Origin of the sequence: Bradyrhizobium sp. 199, assembly GCF_023073355.1 — a bacterium.
In the GTDB taxonomy this organism is placed as follows: domain Bacteria; phylum Pseudomonadota; class Alphaproteobacteria; order Rhizobiales; family Xanthobacteraceae; genus Bradyrhizobium.
Genome location: NZ_JADPJI010000005.1, coordinates 2,395,201 through 2,413,236 on the forward strand (window position 1 = coordinate 2,395,201; position 18,036 = coordinate 2,413,236).

Annotated in this window: 18 protein-coding genes; 9 read left to right on the forward strand and 9 right to left on the reverse strand. The window is 64.2% G+C overall.

Going from position 1 to position 18,036, the window contains the following annotated elements:
- Positions 1 to 104: 104 nt before the first annotated feature.
- From IVB28_RS20160 to IVB28_RS20185, 6 genes are all read right to left on the reverse strand, one after another.
- Positions 105 to 323, reverse strand: a complete 219-nt coding sequence (locus IVB28_RS20160) for a hypothetical protein (protein WP_247528391.1) — start codon at positions 321 to 323, stop codon at positions 105 to 107.
- 167 nt (positions 324 to 490) lie between these two features.
- Positions 491 to 1,204, reverse strand: a complete 714-nt coding sequence (locus tag IVB28_RS20165) for an ABC transporter ATP-binding protein (protein ID WP_247528393.1) — start codon at positions 1,202 to 1,204, stop codon at positions 491 to 493.
- Positions 1,201 to 1,956, reverse strand: a complete 756-nt coding sequence (locus IVB28_RS20170; RefSeq protein ID WP_247528395.1) for an ABC transporter ATP-binding protein — start codon at positions 1,954 to 1,956, stop codon at positions 1,201 to 1,203. Before IVB28_RS20170 ends, IVB28_RS20165 begins: the two co-directional genes overlap by 4 nt.
- 2 nt (positions 1,957 to 1,958) lie before the next feature.
- Positions 1,959 to 2,978 (reverse strand): branched-chain amino acid ABC transporter permease, encoded by a 1,020-nt coding sequence (locus IVB28_RS20175; RefSeq protein WP_247528397.1) that lies wholly within the window; start codon positions 2,976 to 2,978, stop codon positions 1,959 to 1,961.
- On the reverse strand, positions 2,975 to 3,877 hold the full coding sequence (locus tag IVB28_RS20180) for a branched-chain amino acid ABC transporter permease (protein WP_247528399.1): 903 nt from the start codon (positions 3,875 to 3,877) through the stop codon (positions 2,975 to 2,977). Before IVB28_RS20180 ends, IVB28_RS20175 begins: the two co-directional genes overlap by 4 nt.
- A gap of 90 nt (positions 3,878 to 3,967) precedes the next feature.
- Positions 3,968 to 5,227 carry an ABC transporter substrate-binding protein gene (locus tag IVB28_RS20185; protein WP_247528400.1) on the reverse strand — a complete coding sequence of 420 codons (1,260 nt, stop codon included), beginning with the start codon at positions 5,225 to 5,227 and terminating at the stop codon, positions 3,968 to 3,970.
- 171 nt (positions 5,228 to 5,398) lie between these two features.
- Here IVB28_RS20185 and IVB28_RS20190 point away from each other — a divergent pair, with 171 nt between their 5' ends.
- The 4 genes from IVB28_RS20190 to IVB28_RS20205 are packed head-to-tail and all read left to right on the forward strand — an operon-like array spanning position 5,399 to position 10,096.
- Positions 5,399 to 6,892, forward strand: coding sequence for an AMP-binding protein (locus tag IVB28_RS20190; RefSeq protein ID WP_247528401.1), 1,494 nt, complete (start codon positions 5,399 to 5,401; stop codon positions 6,890 to 6,892).
- Positions 6,889 to 7,536 carry a TetR/AcrR family transcriptional regulator gene (locus tag IVB28_RS20195; protein ID WP_247528402.1) on the forward strand — a complete coding sequence of 216 codons (648 nt, stop codon included), beginning with the start codon at positions 6,889 to 6,891 and terminating at the stop codon, positions 7,534 to 7,536. Before IVB28_RS20190 ends, IVB28_RS20195 begins: the two co-directional genes overlap by 4 nt.
- Positions 7,533 to 9,443, forward strand: coding sequence for an NAD(P)/FAD-dependent oxidoreductase (locus tag IVB28_RS20200; protein ID WP_247528404.1), 1,911 nt, complete (start codon positions 7,533 to 7,535; stop codon positions 9,441 to 9,443). The genes IVB28_RS20195 and IVB28_RS20200 overlap by 4 nt, the downstream gene beginning before the upstream one ends.
- Positions 9,444 to 9,460: 17 nt before the next feature.
- A complete protein-coding gene (locus tag IVB28_RS20205; RefSeq protein ID WP_247528406.1) occupies positions 9,461 to 10,096 on the forward strand; it encodes a DsbA family protein in 636 nt (211 codons plus the stop codon).
- 61 nt (positions 10,097 to 10,157) lie between these two features.
- Here IVB28_RS20205 and ald read toward each other — a convergent pair whose 3' ends face one another.
- Positions 10,158 to 11,273 (reverse strand): alanine dehydrogenase, encoded by a 1,116-nt coding sequence (gene ald, locus IVB28_RS20210; protein ID WP_247528407.1) that lies wholly within the window; start codon positions 11,271 to 11,273, stop codon positions 10,158 to 10,160.
- A 143-nt stretch (positions 11,274 to 11,416) separates the two neighbouring features.
- On the opposite strand from ald, the gene IVB28_RS20215 reads away from it, so the two are divergent.
- The 4 genes from IVB28_RS20215 (at position 11,417) to IVB28_RS20230 (ending at position 15,752) form a co-directional block, all read left to right on the forward strand.
- Positions 11,417 to 11,896: an Lrp/AsnC family transcriptional regulator gene (locus IVB28_RS20215; protein WP_247528408.1), complete on the forward strand. Its 480-nt coding sequence runs from the start codon at positions 11,417 to 11,419 to the stop codon at positions 11,894 to 11,896.
- Between the two features lie 142 nt (positions 11,897 to 12,038).
- Positions 12,039 to 12,470: a (2Fe-2S)-binding protein gene (locus IVB28_RS20220; protein ID WP_247528409.1), complete on the forward strand. Its 432-nt coding sequence runs from the start codon at positions 12,039 to 12,041 to the stop codon at positions 12,468 to 12,470.
- A gap of 56 nt (positions 12,471 to 12,526) precedes the next feature.
- The gene (locus IVB28_RS20225; RefSeq protein WP_247528410.1) at positions 12,527 to 13,543 is read left to right on the forward strand and encodes a xanthine dehydrogenase family protein subunit M; all 1,017 of its coding nucleotides are present in this window, start codon (positions 12,527 to 12,529) and stop codon (positions 13,541 to 13,543) included.
- Between the two features lie 7 nt (positions 13,544 to 13,550).
- Positions 13,551 to 15,752, forward strand: coding sequence for a xanthine dehydrogenase family protein molybdopterin-binding subunit (locus IVB28_RS20230; protein WP_247528411.1), 2,202 nt, complete (start codon positions 13,551 to 13,553; stop codon positions 15,750 to 15,752).
- Between the two features lie 88 nt (positions 15,753 to 15,840).
- Here the strand turns inward: IVB28_RS20230 and IVB28_RS20235 are convergent, their stop codons facing one another.
- Complete coding sequence (locus IVB28_RS20235; RefSeq protein ID WP_247528412.1) at positions 15,841 to 16,053, reverse strand: hypothetical protein; 213 nt, start codon at positions 16,051 to 16,053, stop codon at positions 15,841 to 15,843.
- A 116-nt stretch (positions 16,054 to 16,169) separates the two neighbouring features.
- Positions 16,170 to 17,219 (reverse strand): hydroxyacid dehydrogenase, encoded by a 1,050-nt coding sequence (locus tag IVB28_RS20240; protein ID WP_247528413.1) that lies wholly within the window; start codon positions 17,217 to 17,219, stop codon positions 16,170 to 16,172.
- A gap of 247 nt (positions 17,220 to 17,466) precedes the next feature.
- Between IVB28_RS20240 and IVB28_RS20245 the strand changes: the two genes are divergently transcribed.
- Positions 17,467 to 18,033: a thiamine pyrophosphate-binding protein gene (locus IVB28_RS20245; RefSeq protein ID WP_247528414.1), complete on the forward strand. Its 567-nt coding sequence runs from the start codon at positions 17,467 to 17,469 to the stop codon at positions 18,031 to 18,033.
- The last annotated feature ends 3 nt before the right edge of the window (positions 18,034 to 18,036 follow it).

Here is an 18,036-nt window from a genome sequence, read left to right on the forward strand (position 1 = left end):
AGAAGGATTTATACGCAGCGACGTCCGATTGGGGAATAAGTTTTCGGCATATCAGGGCCGACGGAGGTCTTCTCCTCAGCCCGGAATAGCCGCTCAAGCGATCTCTAGAAGATCAGGTTCTTGGCGAGCACGGCCACCCGGCTGAAGCCGTCATAGATGCCCGGCTCGAAGAAGGCCGCACGGGCGAGCACGATGCCCGCGACCAGTGACCAGAACAGCGTGGTCCCGGCTCGCAGCAGGAGCTTCGAGCTGCGCGATTTCGGCTGGGCGTCCGTTGCGGACACCAGCTGCTCGCCGAAGGGCTCAAATCCAGTGCGTTCCATGACCGTAGCCAATCCATCAAATCCAAATCGGAATGTCGTCGTTTCCCACCCAAACGGCAATGGAAGCGATTGGCGTTTTTGTCCTCCGGAGGGGAAACTCCTTCTGGCGGGTACCCCCGGGACAATGGTTTTCTTCTTCCGGCCTGTTTAGACCGCCGGCGCCCGGGCTACAGGGCCAGATACCGCCGCCGGATCGCCTCGTTGGCCTTCAGCTCGTCTATACCGGCGGCGTAGACAATCTGGCCCTTGTCGATAACCGTGGCGTGGCTCGCAAGGCCCATGCAGAAATGCATGTTCTGCTCGGCGATCAGCACGGTCGATCCGAGCTTACGGAGCTGCCGTAACAGCTCGCCGATCCGCTGCACGATGATCGGCGCGAGTCCCTCGCTCGGCTCGTCCAGCAGCAGCAACGCCGGATTGCCCATCAGCGTGCGCGCGATCGCAAGCATCTGCTGCTCGCCGCCGGAGAGGCGCCCGGCGATGCGGTGGCGCAGCGGCTCAAGAAGCGGGAAGACGTCGTAGATGCGCTTGATCGGCCATTCGTCCTGGCCCTCCGGCCCCTTCTTGCGACCGATGACGAGATTGTCCTCGACCGTATGCTCCGGAAAGATCTGGCGGTCCTCCGGTACGAAACCGAGGCCGGCTCGGGCGATGGTGTGCGGCTTCTGGCCGGAGATCACCTCGCCCCGCAAGCTCACTCTGCCGCGCCTCGGCGGCGCCAATCCCATGATGGCCTTGATGGTCGTGGACTTGCCGGCGCCGTTACGTCCGAGCAGCGCCATGGTCTCGCCTTGACGCACCGAGAGGCCGACGCCGAACAGGATCTGGCTGGTGCCGTAGTAGACGTCGAGATCCGCGACCTCGATGATGGGAGCGCTCATGCGGAAGCTCCCGCATGTTCGGTGCCGAGATAAGCCTCGATCACGGCGCCGTCGTTGCGAATCTCGTCGGGCGTGCCTGTCGCAAGAATGCGACCGTAGCAGAGCACGACGATTTTTGGCGCGATCTTGAACACGATGTCCATGTCGTGCTCGATGAAGACGACGGTGATCTTCTGGGTTTCCCAGAGCTCGCGCACCTTGTCGATCATGCGCCAGCGCTCTTCCGGGCCCATGCCGGCGGTCGGCTCGTCCAGCAGCAGCACCTTTGGTTCGAGCACCAGAGCCAAAGCGATATCGAGCAACTTCTGATCACCGTGCGACAGCGTCGCTGCAGTACGATCGCGTTTGCCGGCGAGGCCCAGCAGCTCCATGACGTGCTCGGCACGGTCGCGTGTCTCCGGCAATGGAAAGCGCTTGTGCAGCACCGCGGACGTGCGCTGGTCCGCGCTGACGGCAGCCAGCATGGTCTCCTGCACCGTCAGCGATTTGAAGATGCTGGCGACCTGAAAGGCGCGGCCGATGCCGTGGCGGACGATCTCCGGCGGCGTGCGGCCGGCGAGATCGACACCGTCGAGCAGCACCTCTCCGGAATCCGGTTTGAGCGCGCCGGTGATCAAGTTGAAGAAGGTGCTCTTGCCCGCGCCGTTCGGGCCGATCACCGCGGTGAGCGAGCCGTCGGGGAAATCGAGCGAGACGTCGTTGGTCGCGTTCACGCCGCCAAAGGATTTTGCGAGGTTGCGGATCTCCAGCATCGCTAGCGCCCCTCGCCTGCATTTCGCCGCCGCGAGACCCATTCTGCGGCGAAATCGAGCAGGCCTTTGCGCAGGCCCAGCGCGAAGAACAGGATGACCACACCGAGCACGATGCCGTGATACTCGGTGAGCCGCGTCACGGTGTCATTGAGCAGCAAGAGCAGCACGGTGCCGACCATCGGGCCGAGGAAGGTCGAGACGCCGCCGAGCATGTTGATGAAAATGCCTTCGCCCGAGATGGTCCAGTAGGCAAATTCAGGATAAGCGCCCGAGACGAACAGCGCCATCACCATGCCGCCCATCGACGCGAACAGTGCCGCCAGCACGAACACGGTGAGCTTGGCGCGCCAGACGTCGATGCCGAGAAAGCTCGCGCGCGCGGCGTTGTCGCGGATCATACGCAGCGTGTAGCCGAACGGCGATTGCGCGATCTGGCGCATTGCGAGCAGACCGAGAATCAGAAGCGCGCAGCTCGTGACATAGAGATGGACGTGGTTGGAGAGATCGATGCCGAGGAACGCCGGCCTGGGAATGCCGCCACGCAGGCCCTGATCGCCCCCGGTGAAAGAGGCCCATGAGAGGATCGTCGAATGGATCAGCATCTGGAAGGCGAGTGTGACGAAGGCGAAATAGATCTCCTTCAGCCGCACGCAGATCGCGCCGATGGTCGCGGCGATGAGTGCCGTGATCGCCAACGTCGCGGCGAACGCGACCGGAATCGACACGGCGAGCTTCTGCATGATCAGGCCAAAACTGTAGGCACCCAGGCCGAAGAACATGCCGTGCCCGAACGAGGTCAGGCCGGTGTAGCCGACCAGCAGATTGAGCGAGGTCGCAAACAGGCCGTAAGCCGAACAGCGGATGACGAAATCGAGCAGCGCCTTGCTGCCCGTGAACAGCGGAAGACTCGCCAGCACCGCGAAGGCGACCAGCGCGAACAAGATGTCGCGATAACGCTGAAACGCCGCGCCGCTTTGCGCCGGCGCCAGCGCTTCGGCGTGTCCAGCCTCCAGCTCGGTCATGCCGCCTCCTTGCCGAACAAGCCCGTGGGCTTGGAGACCAACACGATCACCATGAAGAGGTACATCAGGCCCTCCGTGAACAGGGGAAAGCCGAGCGAGCCGAACGACCTGATGAGACCAAGCAGGAGCGCGCCGATCAGCGCGCCCAGGATCGAGCCCATGCCGCCGATTACGGTCACGATGAAGGACTCGATCAGCACCGAAAATCCCATGCCCGGTGTCAGCGAGCGCACGGGTGCTGCGAGCGCGCCGGCGAGGCCCGCCAGCATGCCGCCGAGCGCGAACACGCCGCCATAGATCAGGCCGGTATTGATGCCGAGCGCGGAGACCATGCCGGGATTATGGGCGGCGGCGCGGATCACCTTGCCGATGCGACTGCGCGACAATCCGATGCCGAGCACGATCGCCGCGACCAGCGCGACGCCGATCAGCAGCAGATAATAAGGCGGCACCACGCCGCCGGCGATGAACAACGGCATCACCTGGAACGCCGCCGGCATGCCCATCGACCTGAATTCGGGCCCCCAGATGATGCGCACGACATCGTCGAATATCAACACGAACGCGTAGCAGACCAGGAGCTGCATCAGCACGTCGGCGCCGTAGACGCGGCTCATGAAGACGCGTTCGAAGATCAGGCCGAGAATGGCCGTGCCGGCCGCGCCCGCCAGCATCGCCAACGCGAAGCTTCCCGTGAGCTGATAGGCCGTCATCGCGAAATAGGCGCCGAACATGTAGAAGGCGCCGTGGCTGAAATTGACCACCTTGAGCACGCCAAAAATCAGCGTCAGCCCAACCGCAACCAGGAACAGAAGCATGCCGATGATGAGGCCGCTGGTAGTCTGCGTCACCAGACAGGCGGAGCTGGAGAGGCAGCCGGCAAGCGCGTCGAGATCCACGGGAGCACTTTCATTGCAGCGCGCCCGACATGGCGCGAGGAGCCAAGCGAAAGCGGCGGAGACGGTCACCCATCTCCGCCGCAGCTCAGATCAGGTAAAGCCCTTGCTCTTCTTCCACTCGGCCTCGAGCTCGAAGATGGTCTTCCAGTCGCCGGCCTTGATCTCGGGAACATACGGCTCCTGCGGGATCGTGGTGCCCCAGCCGATGGCGTAGCCGACGAGCGTCTGGTCATCGCCGCGCATCGTCACGGTGCCGTCAGCGCCGAACGGGCACTTGATGGTGAGGCCCTTCAAGACCTCCGCGATCTTCTTGCCGTCCGCCGAGTTCGCCTTCTTGGCGGCTTCTGCCAGGAACATCACCGCGGTCGCGTTCTGCCACGACCAGTTGGTGGGGTATTCGTTGTACTTGGCCTTGTAGGCATCGCCCCAGGCGGCGTTCTCCGGCGTGGTCGGGAAAGTCTTGATGTAGCGGTTGCCGGAGTGAATGCCCTTCGGCAGGTTCTTCACCACCGTGAGCGCGGTGTAGTCGGCCATATTGACCGCGAACACCTCCATCTGGCCGAACATCGCGTAAATGTTGGCCTGGTCGATGTAGGAGGTGAGATCCCCGCCCCACAGGCAGGAATAGAGCGCCTGGGCCTTGGCCTGCAGGATCTTGGTCACGACTTCGGTGTAGTCGGGCTGAAACAGCTTTGGCCAGGACTCGCTGATGATTTCGACGTCGGGCGCAAACCGCTTCAGGTATAGCGTGAACTCGCCGGTGGTATCGCGGCCGTAGGCATAGTCGGGCGAACAGGTTGCCCATTTCTTCAGGCTCTTGGCCCTGGCGATCGCGGCGGCGTAGCTGCCGCCGACGATGGAATCGTGAATGCCCTGGCGCACGCAGCGGAACGCGTTGGGGATGTGCTGCTTCGGGTCGGCCGTGAGCGAGGACGCTTCCGAGCAGGTGTGGATGCAGAGCACGCCGAGATCGCGCGCGACCTCATGCACCGCGAACGATCCGGACGACGCCTCGCCGTCGAGCAGCAGCTCGCAGCCGTCGGTGTTGACAAGCTCGCGTGCGACACGCGCGGCTTCCTGCGGCTGGCCCTTGGAGTCGCGGATCACCATCTCGATCTGTCGGCCGGCGAGACCGCCGGCGGCGTTGGCCTTCTCGACTTCCAGCATCACCGCATTGCGCGAAGACGTGCCGAGTTGCGCGACGCGGCCCGACAGAATCGTCGGCATGCCGATCTTGATCGTCTTGGCTTGCGCACGCGCCACCCACGGCGCGGCGAACGTCATCGCACCGGCGCCCATCAGCGCCAGTGTTGAACGGCGGCTGATGCCCGGCGTGCGGGTTATCGTCATTTTCCCCTCCCTCTTTCGGGTCGGCGTGTCCTGATCCCAGCCGGAGATCGTCCGTCTCCGTGTCCCCAAGGATTTCAGAGCAAAGGGGGTGACGTCAAGCTGAAGATGAATTACGAGTCAGAATTCATTGAAGGAGTAATCGAGGCCGGTATTCGGCCCAATGTCCGCAAAATGATCAATCTTTCGAGCTTCATCGCCTTTCATGCCCGGCGCACGCCGGACCGGCCCGCGCTGAAATATCGCGGCGAGGAGATTTCCTACGCGGCGTTCGATGCGCGGCTCCGGACGGTGGCAGGCTGGCTCGCCGCGCGGGGCGTCGGCGCCGGCGACGTCGTCGCCGTGCTGATGAAGAACAGCGCGGCATTCCTCGAACTCGTCTTCGCGACGAGCCATCTCGGCGCGGTATTCCTGCCGATCAACTTCCGCCTCTCCCGCGACGAGGTCGGCTACATCGCCGGGAATGCCGGCGCGCGGCTTCTGATCGTCGACGAGGAATTGGCCGCGAATGCAGCGAGAGCAAGCATTGTCGTGCTCGACGCGACTGCGCAGCAGAGCGTCACCCACGTCGCGGGCGAGACGCCGCCTGCGCCGATGCATGTCCGCGCACCAGCCGACCTGATGCGGCTGATGTACACCTCGGGCACGACCGACCGCCCCAAGGGCGTGATGCTCACTTACGATAATTTCTACTGGAAGTCCGCGGATCAAACAATCGCGCTCGGGCTCAGTGCCGAGACGCGGCTGCTCGCGGTCGGTCCGCTCTATCACGTCGGCGCGCTCGACCTGCCCGGCATCGCCGTGCTCTGGCATGGAGGCTTCATCCGCATCGAGCGCAATTTCGAGCCGGAGACGGCGCTCAGCGCCATCGCAGAAGACAAGCTCAACGCCGGTTGGTTCGCGCCTGTGATGACCACCGCGATGCTGACCTGCCCGACGCGCGACCGTTACGACGTCTCCAGCCTGCGATGGGCGATCGGGGGCGGAGAGAAGACGCCGGAGATGCGCATCCGCGCCTTCTCCGAGTATTTCCGAAACGCGCGCTATATCGATGCCTATGGCCTTACCGAAACCGTCGGCGGCGACACCTTCATGGAGGCCGGCCGCGAGATCGAGAAGATCGGCTCGACAGGGCGCGCCATCGCCCATGTCGAGATCGAGATCCGCGACGAGGCCGGCAAGACGCTGCCCCCCAGGGTCGACGGCGAGATCTGCCTGCGCGGACCGAAGATCACGCGCGGTTACTGGAATGACCCGCAGAATACGGCATCGGCCTTCTTCGGCGACTGGTTCCGCAGCGGCGACGTCGGCTACCTCGATGAGGACGGCTTTCTTTACCTGACCGACCGCAAGAAGGACATGATCATCTCCGGTGGCGAGAACATCGCTTCCTCCGAGGTCGAGCGCGTCATCTATGAATTGCCCGAGGTGCGCGAAGTCGCGGTGATTGGTCTCCGCGACGCCCTCTGGGGCGAGCGGCCGGTCGCCGTCGTCGTCTTGGCGGAAGGCGCCACGCTGGAGCTCCCTGCTCTCACCGAGCACTGCCGGGCGCGTCTTGCAAGCTTCAAGGTGCCGAGGGAGCTGATCCTCCGCGACAGCCTCCCGCGCAACCCGTCTGGAAAGATTCTCAAGCGCGTGCTGCGCGCTGAACTGGAGACCGTGGCATGAATCAAGGCCCAGCCGCCGCGAAGGTCACAAAGCTCAACCGCATCGAGCGCAACGCCTGGACCAAGCAGAAGATCTTCGAGGCCGCCACCAAAGTCGTCGGCAAGCATGGCTATGCCGAGGCCTCCGTCGCCCGCATCACGGAACAGGCCGGCGTCGGGCAAGGCACCTTCTACAATCATTTCGAGAACCGCCAGGAGCTGCTCGATCAGCTGCTGCCGAAGATCGGCCTCGACATGGTCGAGTTCATCCGCGCCCGCACCGGCACCGCGCACGCGGCGCGGCAGGAGATCGAACGCTTCGCCGCCTTCTTCGAATTCATCGGCGAGGTGCCGGAATTCTTGCGCATCCTCAACGAAGCCGAGTTCTTCGCACCCGTCGGCTATCAGAAGCATCTCGACAACATCTCGGTCGCCTACGTCCGCATCCTCCGTCGTGCGCGCCTTGCCGGCGCCATCGAGGATTTTACCGACGACGAGTTCGAGGCCATCGTCCACATGCTGATGGGCGCGCGCGGCTATCTCAGCCGTCGCTACTCCTACTCGGCCGCCGGCGTCACCGCCGTGCCCGAGCACGTCATCTCCGCCTATCGCAAGCTGATGACGCGCGGCCTCTTCAATCCGTCGGGGGAACAGGACACGCCATGAACGTCGAATCTCCGCACACGCCGCTCGACCTTGCCTCGACCATTGCAGAAGGCGACATCCGCTGTCTCCTGATGGTACTGGTGCATATGACCGGCGACGAGAAATGGCTCGCGCCGCCCTACCTGCCCAAGCGCGACATCCGCCTCATTCCGGATCCCGAGGCCGGTGTGCCCCGGGACATCCAGGACGAGATCCGCGCCGCGGTGGTCAAGCTCTTCGCCAATGGTACGCCGAAGCCTGTCATCGCCGACCCCGGCGAAGAGATGCTGCTGAAGATGATGCGCGCCTGCCTCGGCGAGAACGTCGCGCCGGAATATGCCCCGCTGATGCGCGAGGAGATGGGCTTTGAGGCGCGTCAGGCGCGTTGGACCAAGCGTCCGTCCGACGAAAAGCTCGCGGACCAGCATGTGCTGATCGTCGGCGCGGGCGTCTGCGCAATCGCGCTTGGCGTCGCGCTCGGCCATCTCGGCATCCCCTACACCATTGTCGAGAAGAACGCCGAGCTTGGCGGCACCTGGTGGATCAACCGCTATCCCGGCTGCGGCGTCGATACGCCGAACCACTCCTATTCGTATTCGTTCGGCTCGGGCAACGCATGGACCCGCTACTTCTGCCAGCGCGAAGAGCTGCTCGGCTATCTCCAGAAGGTTGCCGAGGAATATGGCATTCGCAAGCATCTCCGCCTCAACACCGAGCTGACCTCGTCGCGCTGGGACGAAGGCAAGCGGCGCTGGATCTCGACGCTGAAGACGAAGGACGGCGAGGAGACGTTCGAATCTACCACGCTGGTCTCGGCCATCGGCCAGCTCAACGATCCCTCCCGCGCCCGCTTCAAGGGCGAGGAGGCCTTCAGGGGAACGATCCTGCATTCGGCGCTGTGGTCGGACGACATCAAGCTTGACGGCAAGCACGTCGCCGTGATCGGCACCGGCGCGACCGCGATGCAGCTGGTGCCGTCGATCGCCGGCCGCGTGGCTTCGGTCACTGTCTATCAGCGCAGCGCCCAATGGGCGCGCCCGGTGAAGGGTTATGCCGATCCGATCAGCGAGGGCGCTCGCTGGCTGCTGGCGCATCTGCCGTTCTATGTGCAGTGGTACCGCTTCAACATGTTCTGGCGCTATGGCGACGGCCTCCTGCCTTTCCTGCGCAAGGACCCCGCCTGGCCGCACCCCGAGCGCGCGGTCAACAAGGGCAATGACCGGCACCGCCAGGAGCTGACCGATTTCATCCTGTCAGAGCTGAAGGACCGGCCCGATCTGATCGAGAAATGCGTGCCGTCCTATCCGCCTTACGGCAAGCGCATCCTGCTCGACAACAACTGGTTCAAAACCCTCAGGCGCGACAATGTGGAGCTGGTCACCGCCACGATCGATCATTTTGATGAAAGTGGCATCGTCACCGCTGACGGCAAGCACCGTCCCGCCGACATCATCGTGGTCGCGACCGGTTTCAGGGTGACGGAGATGGCGGCCCGCCTCAATATCAGCGGCCGCGACGGCAAGGATTTGCGCCAGGCCTGGGCCAACGACAATCCGACCGCGCATCTTGGTCTCACCGTGCCAGGCTTTCCGAACTTCTTCTGCATGCTCGGCCCGAACTCCGGCCCGGCCCATGGCGGCAGCGTCATTTTCCAGTCGGAATGCCAGAGCCGCTACATCTCGGCGTGTCTTGCCGACATGATCGAGCAGGATGTCGCGGCCATCGACGTCCGCCAGGACGTGCTCGACGACTACGTCCGCAGGGTGGACGCCGAACACGAGGCGATGATCTGGACCCATCCCGGCATGAGCACTTACTACCGCAACTCGAGCGGCCGCGTGTTTTCGGCAATGCCTTGGCGCTTCGTCGACTACTGGCGGATGACGCACGATCCGGATCTGCGGCAGTACAGGCTGACGAAGGCGTAGACTGAAGGGAATACCCGATGCCCAAGCCGATCGTGCGCATCTACACCGATTATAAGAGTCCTTACGCGTTCGTGGCCAACAAGCGCCTGTTCGAACTCGAGCAGACGCACGGCGTACGCCTCGAATGGCTGCCCTACACGCTGCGCGTCGCCGAATTCATGGGCACGGTCGAGGAGCGCACGCCGCATTTCTGGCGCAAGGTGCGTTACGCCTATATGGACGCGCGGCGCTATGCCAATGCGCAGGGGCTCGTCATGAAGGGGCCGCGGCGGATCTACGATGCCTTCTATTCGAGCGTTGGAATGCTTTTCGCACAACGGCACGGCCTCTTCCGCCCCTACCACGACATGGTCTTCCGCAAATTCTGGAGCCATGAGCTCGAGATCGATGATCTCGCCGCCATCACTGACGTCATCACATCGTGTGGCGGATCAGGCAGCGACTTCGAAGCTTTTGTGCAGGGCCCTGGGCGCGCCGAGCACGACCGCATCATCGACGAAGCCGAAGCGCTCGGCGTCTTCGGCGTGCCCACCATGGTGTTCAACGGCGAGCTGTTCTGGGGCGGGGACCGCATCGACATGCTGATCGAACGCATCGAGAAGCCCGAGACGATCGAGGCCGCACTCGGCAGTCGCCATCGCAAGCCGGCGTAGCTCTATATATCTTGAGCATGATCTTGTCGGATAACCGCTGCGCACTTTTCCGGATCATGCTCTACGCAGCCAGCCCGCTCTCCACCGGCGCGAACTCCAATCCCAGGCTCTCCGCCACTGCCTTGTTGGTGATGCGGCCGCGATGCACGTTCAGGCCGCTGCGCAAATGCTGGTTCTCCACCACCGCTGCAAACCCCCTATTGGCCAGCATCAGGCCGAACGGCAGCGTCGCATTGTTCAGGGCCTGGCTCGACGTCACCGGCACCGCGCCCGGCATATTGGCGACGCAATAGTGCACAACGCCGTCGACCTCGTAGGTCGGTTCAGTGTGCGTGGTCGGATGCGAGGTCTCAAAGCAGCCACCCTGGTCGATCGCGACGTCCACCAGCACGGCGCCGGGCCGCATCGATGTCAGCATCGCGCGCGTGACCAGCTTGGGCGCGCTCGCGCCCGGCACCAGCACCGCGCCGATCACGACGTCGGCACCGAACACTTCCTCTTCGACCGCCTCGATCGTCGAGAAGCGGGTGCGCACCCGTCCGGCAAAGAGATCGTCGAGCTGGCGCAGGCGAGGAAGCGAGCGATCGATCACCGTCACTTCCGCGCCGAGCCCTGCGGCCATGCGTGCCGCCTGCGTGCCCACTACGCCGCCGCCAAGTACGACGACCCGCGCCGGCTGCACGCCCGGCACGCCGCCGAGCAGCAGCCCGCGGCCACCGGCCGACCGCCTGAGCGCGGCGCCGGCGGCCTCGATGGCAAGGCGGCCGGCGACTTCGCTCATCGGCGCGAGCAGCGGGAGGTGACCGTTCGCGTCGGTGACGGTTTCATAGGCGATTGCGGTGCAGCCGGAGGCGAGCAGACCCTTGGCCTGCTCCGGATCCGGCGCAAGATGAAGATAGGTAAATAGAATCTGGCCTTCTCGGAGCTGGGCCCATTCGCTTTTCTGCGGCTCCTTCACCTTCACGATCATGTCGGACCTGGAAAAGATGTCGCGGGCGCTCTCGGCAATGGTGGCCCCTGCCCGCCGATACACCTCATCGGCCGCGCCGATGCCACTGCCGGCGCCGGTCTCGACCGCTACCTGGTGCCCGGCCGTGACATATTCACGGACGGCGCCCGGGGTAAGCCCGACGCGATATTCCTGCACCTTGATCTCCTTGGGCACACCGACGCGCATCTTGAGCTCCTTGACCGACGCATTGATTCCACCCCTCATCGTAGCGACGGGGCCGGTTTGGTTTCATGCAAATATCAGCTAGTTTCGGCAGGCCCGCGCCGGTTTCCGGCGCTGAAGTGCCCTTTCACGCTGGAAACGAAACCTTGGCCCTCGACCGGAAAGACCTCGCGATCCTCGCGGAACTCACGACCAATGCGCGCGCCAGCCACACCGAGCTTGCCAGCAAGGTTGGGCTATCGAGCACGGCGCTGGCGCGGCGGCAGAAGGCACTGGAGGACGACGGCTATATCCAGGCCTATCAGGCCGCGCTCGATCTCTCACAGTTCGGCCTCACCACCACTGTGCTGGTCCGCATCGCGCTGGAAAGCCAGAGCGACGAAGCGCTGAAGGCCTTCGAGGCGGAGGTGGTGAAATGCCCTTCCGTCGTGCGTTGCTTCCTGATGTCGGGAACCGACGACTACATCCTCATCGTGCTTGCGCGCGACATCCAGGATTTCGAGCGTATCCACCGCACCGAACTGTCCCGCCTGCCGCGCGTCGCGCGCGTGCAATCAAGCTTCGCCCTGCGCGAAATTGTCAACCGCGCGGTGCCGACCGTGGTGTTCGGCGAGGCGAAGCGGTGACCGTTGCGCCGCGAGCGCCCTGATTTTAGGCACGGAACCAAGCGGTCGCTTCCCCGTTGGACGCCATGGCCAGCGGAGGCGACGTGCCCCCGCGTCAGCACGGCTGACGTCTCGGCTCGGTCGCCTTTGCAGGGAGCAGGACATGGGCGATGTCACGCATGAACTTCCAGACCGCATTCCGACACGCCTCGTCATCAATGGTGTCAGCCACACCCTCGATCTTCTGCCCTGGACAACGCTGCTGGACGCGTTGCGCGATCATCTTGCGCTAACGGGTACGAAGAAGGGCTGCGATCACGGCCAGTGCGGTGCTTGCACCGTGCTGATCGACGGTCGGCGCGTCAATTCGTGCCTGACGCTCGCCGTCATGAAGGATAGCGCCGAGATCACCACCATTGAAGGCTTAGCAAAGGATGGCGCGCTGCATCCCCTGCAGCAGGCCTTCATCGATCACGATGCATTCCAATGCGGCTATTGCACGCCAGGACAGATCTGCTCGGCGGCGGGCCTCCTGGCCGAGGGCCGCGCCAGGGATGCCGACCAGATCAGAGAGCTGATGAGCGGAAATCTCTGACGCTGCGGCGCCTATCCCAACATCGTGGCTGCGATCGAGCAGGCAATGAGCCGGACATGAACAACTTCCGTTACTCCCGCGCGAGCGATATCGCCGATGCTATTCGGCTGCTGGCCCCCGACCCAGGCGCGAAGCTGATAGCAGGCGGCACCAACCTGATCGACCTGATGAAGGAGAACGTCGAACGCCCCTCCCGGCTGATCGACATCTCCCGCCTGCCGCTTCGAGAGATCGTGGAGACGCCCGACGGGGGCCTGCGCATCGGCGCCTTGGTGCCGAACTCGGACCTCGCCTACCATCCGCTGATCGAGCAGCGCTATCCCCTGCTCGCCAGCGCCATCCTGGCCGGCGCCTCCGCCCAACTGCGCAACATGGCTTCGGTCGGCGGCAATCTCATGCAACGAACGCGCTGCCCCTACTTCTATGACACGGCCACACCTTGCAACAAGCGGAGTCTTGGCAGCGGCTGCTCGGCGATCGACGGCCTCAACCGCAACCACGCGATCCTCGGCACCAGCAACTCCTGCATCGCGACCAACCCATCCGACATGAGCGTGGCACTGGCCGCGCTCGGCGCGCTGGTGCACATCGCCGGCCCTAACGGTGAGCGCACCATCGCGCTGACCGATTTCCATCGGCTTCCAGACGACAAACCTCATCTCGATACAAATCTCGGCAGCGGCGAGATCATCATCGCGGTCGAACTGCCGCCGCACAGCTTTGCCAGGAACTACAGCTATCTCAAGATCCGCGACCGGATGTCCTACGCTTTCGCTCTGGTCTCGGTTGCCGCCGCGCTCGAATTGGAGGGCAACGCAATCAGCGGGGCACGCGTGGCGCTCGGCGGCGTGGCTCACAAGCCGTGGCGCAGCCTCGAGGCCGAAGCGGCATTGCGCGGCCAGGCGGCAACGCCGGATCATTTCGGGCACGCCGCCGACCTGCTGTTGCAGGGGGCAAGCGCTCGTTCTCACAATGGCTTCAAGATCGAGCTCGCGCGCCGAGCCGTCGTGCGTACGTTGATGCAGGCCACAAACGCCACGCCGCAATCACAAGCTCACAAGAAGATCGCATGAGGCCCCGATGAACGGCTATGTCGGAACACCAACGTCGCGCGTCGACGGACGGGCCAAGGTCACTGGAGCCGCGAAGTACGCCGGCGAGTTCACCGCCGATCGCCTCGTCCATGGTTTCGTGGTGGAGGCCACCATACCGCGGGGGCGTATCGCGCAGCTCGACACCAGCGAGGCGCTGAAGGTGGCCGGCGTGCTGGACGTGCTCACGCACGCCAATCGTCCTTCGCTCGCCGACAAGGACGATGCCTGGAAGGACGAGGTGGCCCCGGAGGGTTCGCCGTTCCGGCCGCTCTATGACGACACGATCAAGTTCAACGGGCAGCCGATCGCTCTTGTCGTTGCCGAGGAGTGGGCGACCGCGAAATTCGCTGCAACGCTGGTGCGGATCGATTACGAGCAGGCTGAGTTCGCGACCGACCTCGAAGCCGAGCGCGGCGGTGCCAGCGAAATGGACAAACCGCACAAGCCGCGCGGCGACGCCGCAGGAGCGCTAGCGGCCGCAGCCCTGCGGCACGAAGCGGACTACCTCATCCCGACCGAGCACCACAACCCGATGGAGCTCTATGCGACGACGACGGTCTGGGAAGGCGATGGCAAGCTCACGGTCTATGACAAGACGCAAGGCGTCCAGAACGTGCAAAAGTTTCTCTGCGGCGTGTTCGACAAAAAGCCCGAGGACATCCGCGTGCTTTCGCCCTATGTCGGCGGCGCCTTCGGTTCCGGTTTGCGGCCGCAATACCAGGTGGTGCTGGCGACGTTGGCCGCACTCGCACTGAAGCGCTCCGTCCGCGTCGTGCTGACGCGGCAGCAGATGTATGGCCTCGGCTATCGGCCGATGACCATCGAGCGCGTGGCGCTTGGCGCAAAATCCGACGGCACACTCGACGCGGTTACCCACGAAGCCATCGCCGTCACCTCGCGCTACGAGGATTTTGCACGCAACGATACCGGCTGGGCCGAACAGCTCTATAGCAGCCCGAACAGCAGTTTCTCACACAAGCTGGTCCACCTTGATGTGTCCACGCCCAGCGACATGCGCGCGCCGGGCGCGGCGTCGGGCGTTTGCGCCCTCGAATGCGCGATGGACGAGCTCGCCGTGGCCCTCAACCTCGACCCGATCGAGCTCCGGCTGAAGTGCTACTCGGACCGCGATCAGAGCGAAAACCTGCCATACACCAGCAAGCAGTTGCGCCAATGCTACGCCCGTGGCGCGGAAGCCTTCGGCTGGGGCCGGCGTGATCCCGCGCCGCGCTCCATGCGCGACGGCAAGGAGCTGGTTGGCTGGGGCATGGCCACTGGTGTGTGGGAAGCGCTCCAGATGCCGGTTGCCGTGCGTATCGTCCTGACGTCGAACGGACATGCCGAAGTGTCCTGCGCCGCCTCCGACATCGGCACCGGGACCTACACCATCGTGGCGCAGGTGGCTGCCGACGCGCTCGGCCTTCCGATCGAAAACATCAGCGTCCGGCTCGCCGATTCGACTCTGCCGCAAGCCCCCGTCGAGGGCGGCTCCTGGATGGCGGCGTCCAGCGCGCACGCCGTGTTAGGCGCGGCCGAAGACATTCGTCAGGAGCTCGCGCGTCACGCCCAGGCAATGCCATCTTCGCCACTTGCCGGCGTCGATGCGCAGGACATCATTCTCGCCGAGGGCACCATCGCCAAGGCGGGCGAGCGGGGCCGCGCCATCTCCATCGCCGACGCGATGCGCTATGGCAAGCTGGAGCGGATCGAAAAACAGAAGCTCAACGAGTTCCCGGAGGACAAGTCGCACGCGCGCAACACGCATTCTGCCGTCTTCGCGGAGGTCAAGGTGGATGAGGAACTCGGCGTCATCCGCGTCACGCGCGTGGTGAGCGCAGTTGCGGCCGGACGCATCCTCAATACCAAGACGGGCCGCAGCCAGATCATGGGCGGCGTGGTCTGGGGGATCGGAATGGCCTTGCACGAGGAGACGGTGATGGACCACCGCTTCGGCCGGATCATGAACGCGAACATCGCGGAGTACCACATTCCCGTGAATGCCGATGTTCACGACATCGACGTGATCTTCGTCGACGAGCCGGACACCCACATCAACAAACTGGGCGTCAAGGGATTGGGCGAGATCGGTATCGTCGGCGTCCCGGCGGCGATTGCGAACGCCGTCTATCATGCCACCGGCAAGCGCATCCGGCGCTTTCCGATCACGCTGGACAAGCTGCTCGGCTGACGTGCCCGGTCGACTTCCGGTCACCGGTGCTCGATCAGATCGTCAGGCACCGATCCATGGACGTCCCGGCGGCTCGCGGCCGCCTGCCTCACGACGGAAAGTCAGCCGGTCTGACCTGGATGCGGTCGGCATGCAGCGACCAGTGATGCAACGCCTGGTCCTTGCAAAACCTCGCCTTGGCCCTCTCTCTGGCCTCGTCCTCATCGGAGGCATCGATCTCGAGCGTGCCCTGGCACACCTCGATCTGCCGGCCGTACTGGCCGAGCACGTCCTTCATGAATCTGACGACAAAAGTTGACATGGGACCTCCTGCCTGCCCCGGCGGCACTCTAATCCCATTTAGGCGGGATGCGGGAGGGAGATTTTGACGCGGATCAAGGCCCACGACGGTTTCCGTCGCTGCGCCAGGACAGAGCCCTACCCCGGCATCACCCCGAACGCCTGCTTGAAACGCGTCGTATAAGCCGGCCAGACCTCGGGATTGATGATGCGCGGCGGGCGCTTGCCGTCGAGCGTGTCCAGCACCTGCTCGGCTGCAATGCGGCCCATGTTCTGGCGCGCTTCGATCGTCACGCCTGCGGTGTGCGGGCTCGCCAGCACGTTGTCGAACTGGAGCAGCGGATGCTCCGGTGGCGGCGGCTCCTTGGACCAGACGTCGAGGCCGGCACCGGCGATGCGCTTGTCGCGCAGGGCCTGGAGCAGCGCATCCTCGTCATGGATGAAGCCCCGCGCCGTAGTGATGAAGTATGCATGCGGCTGCATCAGCCCGAATTCGCGCACGCTGATCATGTTGCGGCTGCCTTTGTTGAGCGGGCAGGAGATCGAGACGAAATCGGCGCGGCGCAACAACTCGTCGAGTTCGACCTTCTCCCCGCCCCGCTCGGCCATCACCTCGGCGGTGAGATACGGATCATAAGCCAGCACTTTCATGCCAAGCAGGCCCTTGCACAGCGCGGCGATACGGCGGCCGACATTGCCGAGGCCGATGATGCCGACGGTCTTGTGCTCGACCTCGTTGCCGACGAGATCGTTGCGGTTGACGTCGTGCTCACGGCGCAGGCGACGATCCGATTGGATGATGCGCTTGGACAGCGTCAACATCATCGCCAGCGCGTGCTCGGCAACCGAATGGGCGTTGCCGCCGGACTGGTTCACGACCACGACGCCGGCTGCGGTGCAGGCCTCGACGTCGACCGGGTCGAAGCCGGCGCCGTTGCTGGAGACGAGCAGCAGGTTCGGTGCGCGCTGCAGGAAGGCGGCATCGACGTGGAAATGCGGGGCGAGTTCGTCCCGGGCGGCGCCGACCTGGTAGACATGGGCAGCACCGAGGAGCGGCGCATAGAAATCTTCGGGGCTCCCGTTCTCGATGCGATCGAGCCGGACGTCGGGCCGCGCCTTGAGGATGTCGATATAGATCGGATTGGCCAAATAATTGGAGTAGACGACACGCTTGCTGTTGACCGACATCAGGACCCTTCCGGCTCTCCAGGGAGCAGCAAGGCCAGCGCCGCGCGCGCCCCCTTCCGTGCTTCCTTCCATTTTTCCATTTTTTCGTCGTACACATATGACATGGCGGTGCCAGCCACGGCAGGTCCTCTGGCGCAGATCACGGTGCCGACCGCGACATGTTGACAATCCCGTCCGCTCCGTCAAGTTCGGCCGATTGCCGCGACGCTCAAGACCAAGAAGCATGTGCGGCGCGAGGGAGAACGCAATGGCGATTGCGGAACAGCAGAGTTCGCTCCAGGCGGCACACGGGTCCGGTGACAGGAGCTGGCACGGCATCGTCCTGCAGACCCTGAAACGGAACGAGATCAGCCTCGTGCCTTACGTGCCCGATCGCGTGCTGACCCCGCTGATCAAGAACCTGCACGCCGACCCCTTCTTCACCACCTTCGCCACCGCCCGCGAAGAGGAGGCAGTCGGCATCGTTTCGGGTGCCTGGATGGGCGGTCGGCGCGGCGCGGTGCTGATGCAGACCTCCGGCTTTGCCACGCTCGCCAACGTCCTCGCCTCGCTGGCGGTGCCCTATCAGATCCCGCTGATCATGTTCGTCTCCGAGCGCGGCACGCTCGGTGAGTTCAACTACGGGCAGTCGCTGGTCTGCCGCACCATGCGGCCGGTGCTGGATTCGCTGGCGCTCGAGCACCACACCATCACCCGGCTCGACGAACTCGAATTCATCGCCGACCGCTCGATCAAGCAGGCCGTTACGACGCAGGCGCCGGTCGCGCTGATCCTCAATCCGCTGCTCACCGGCGGCAAGACCTTCGACAAGTGAGGT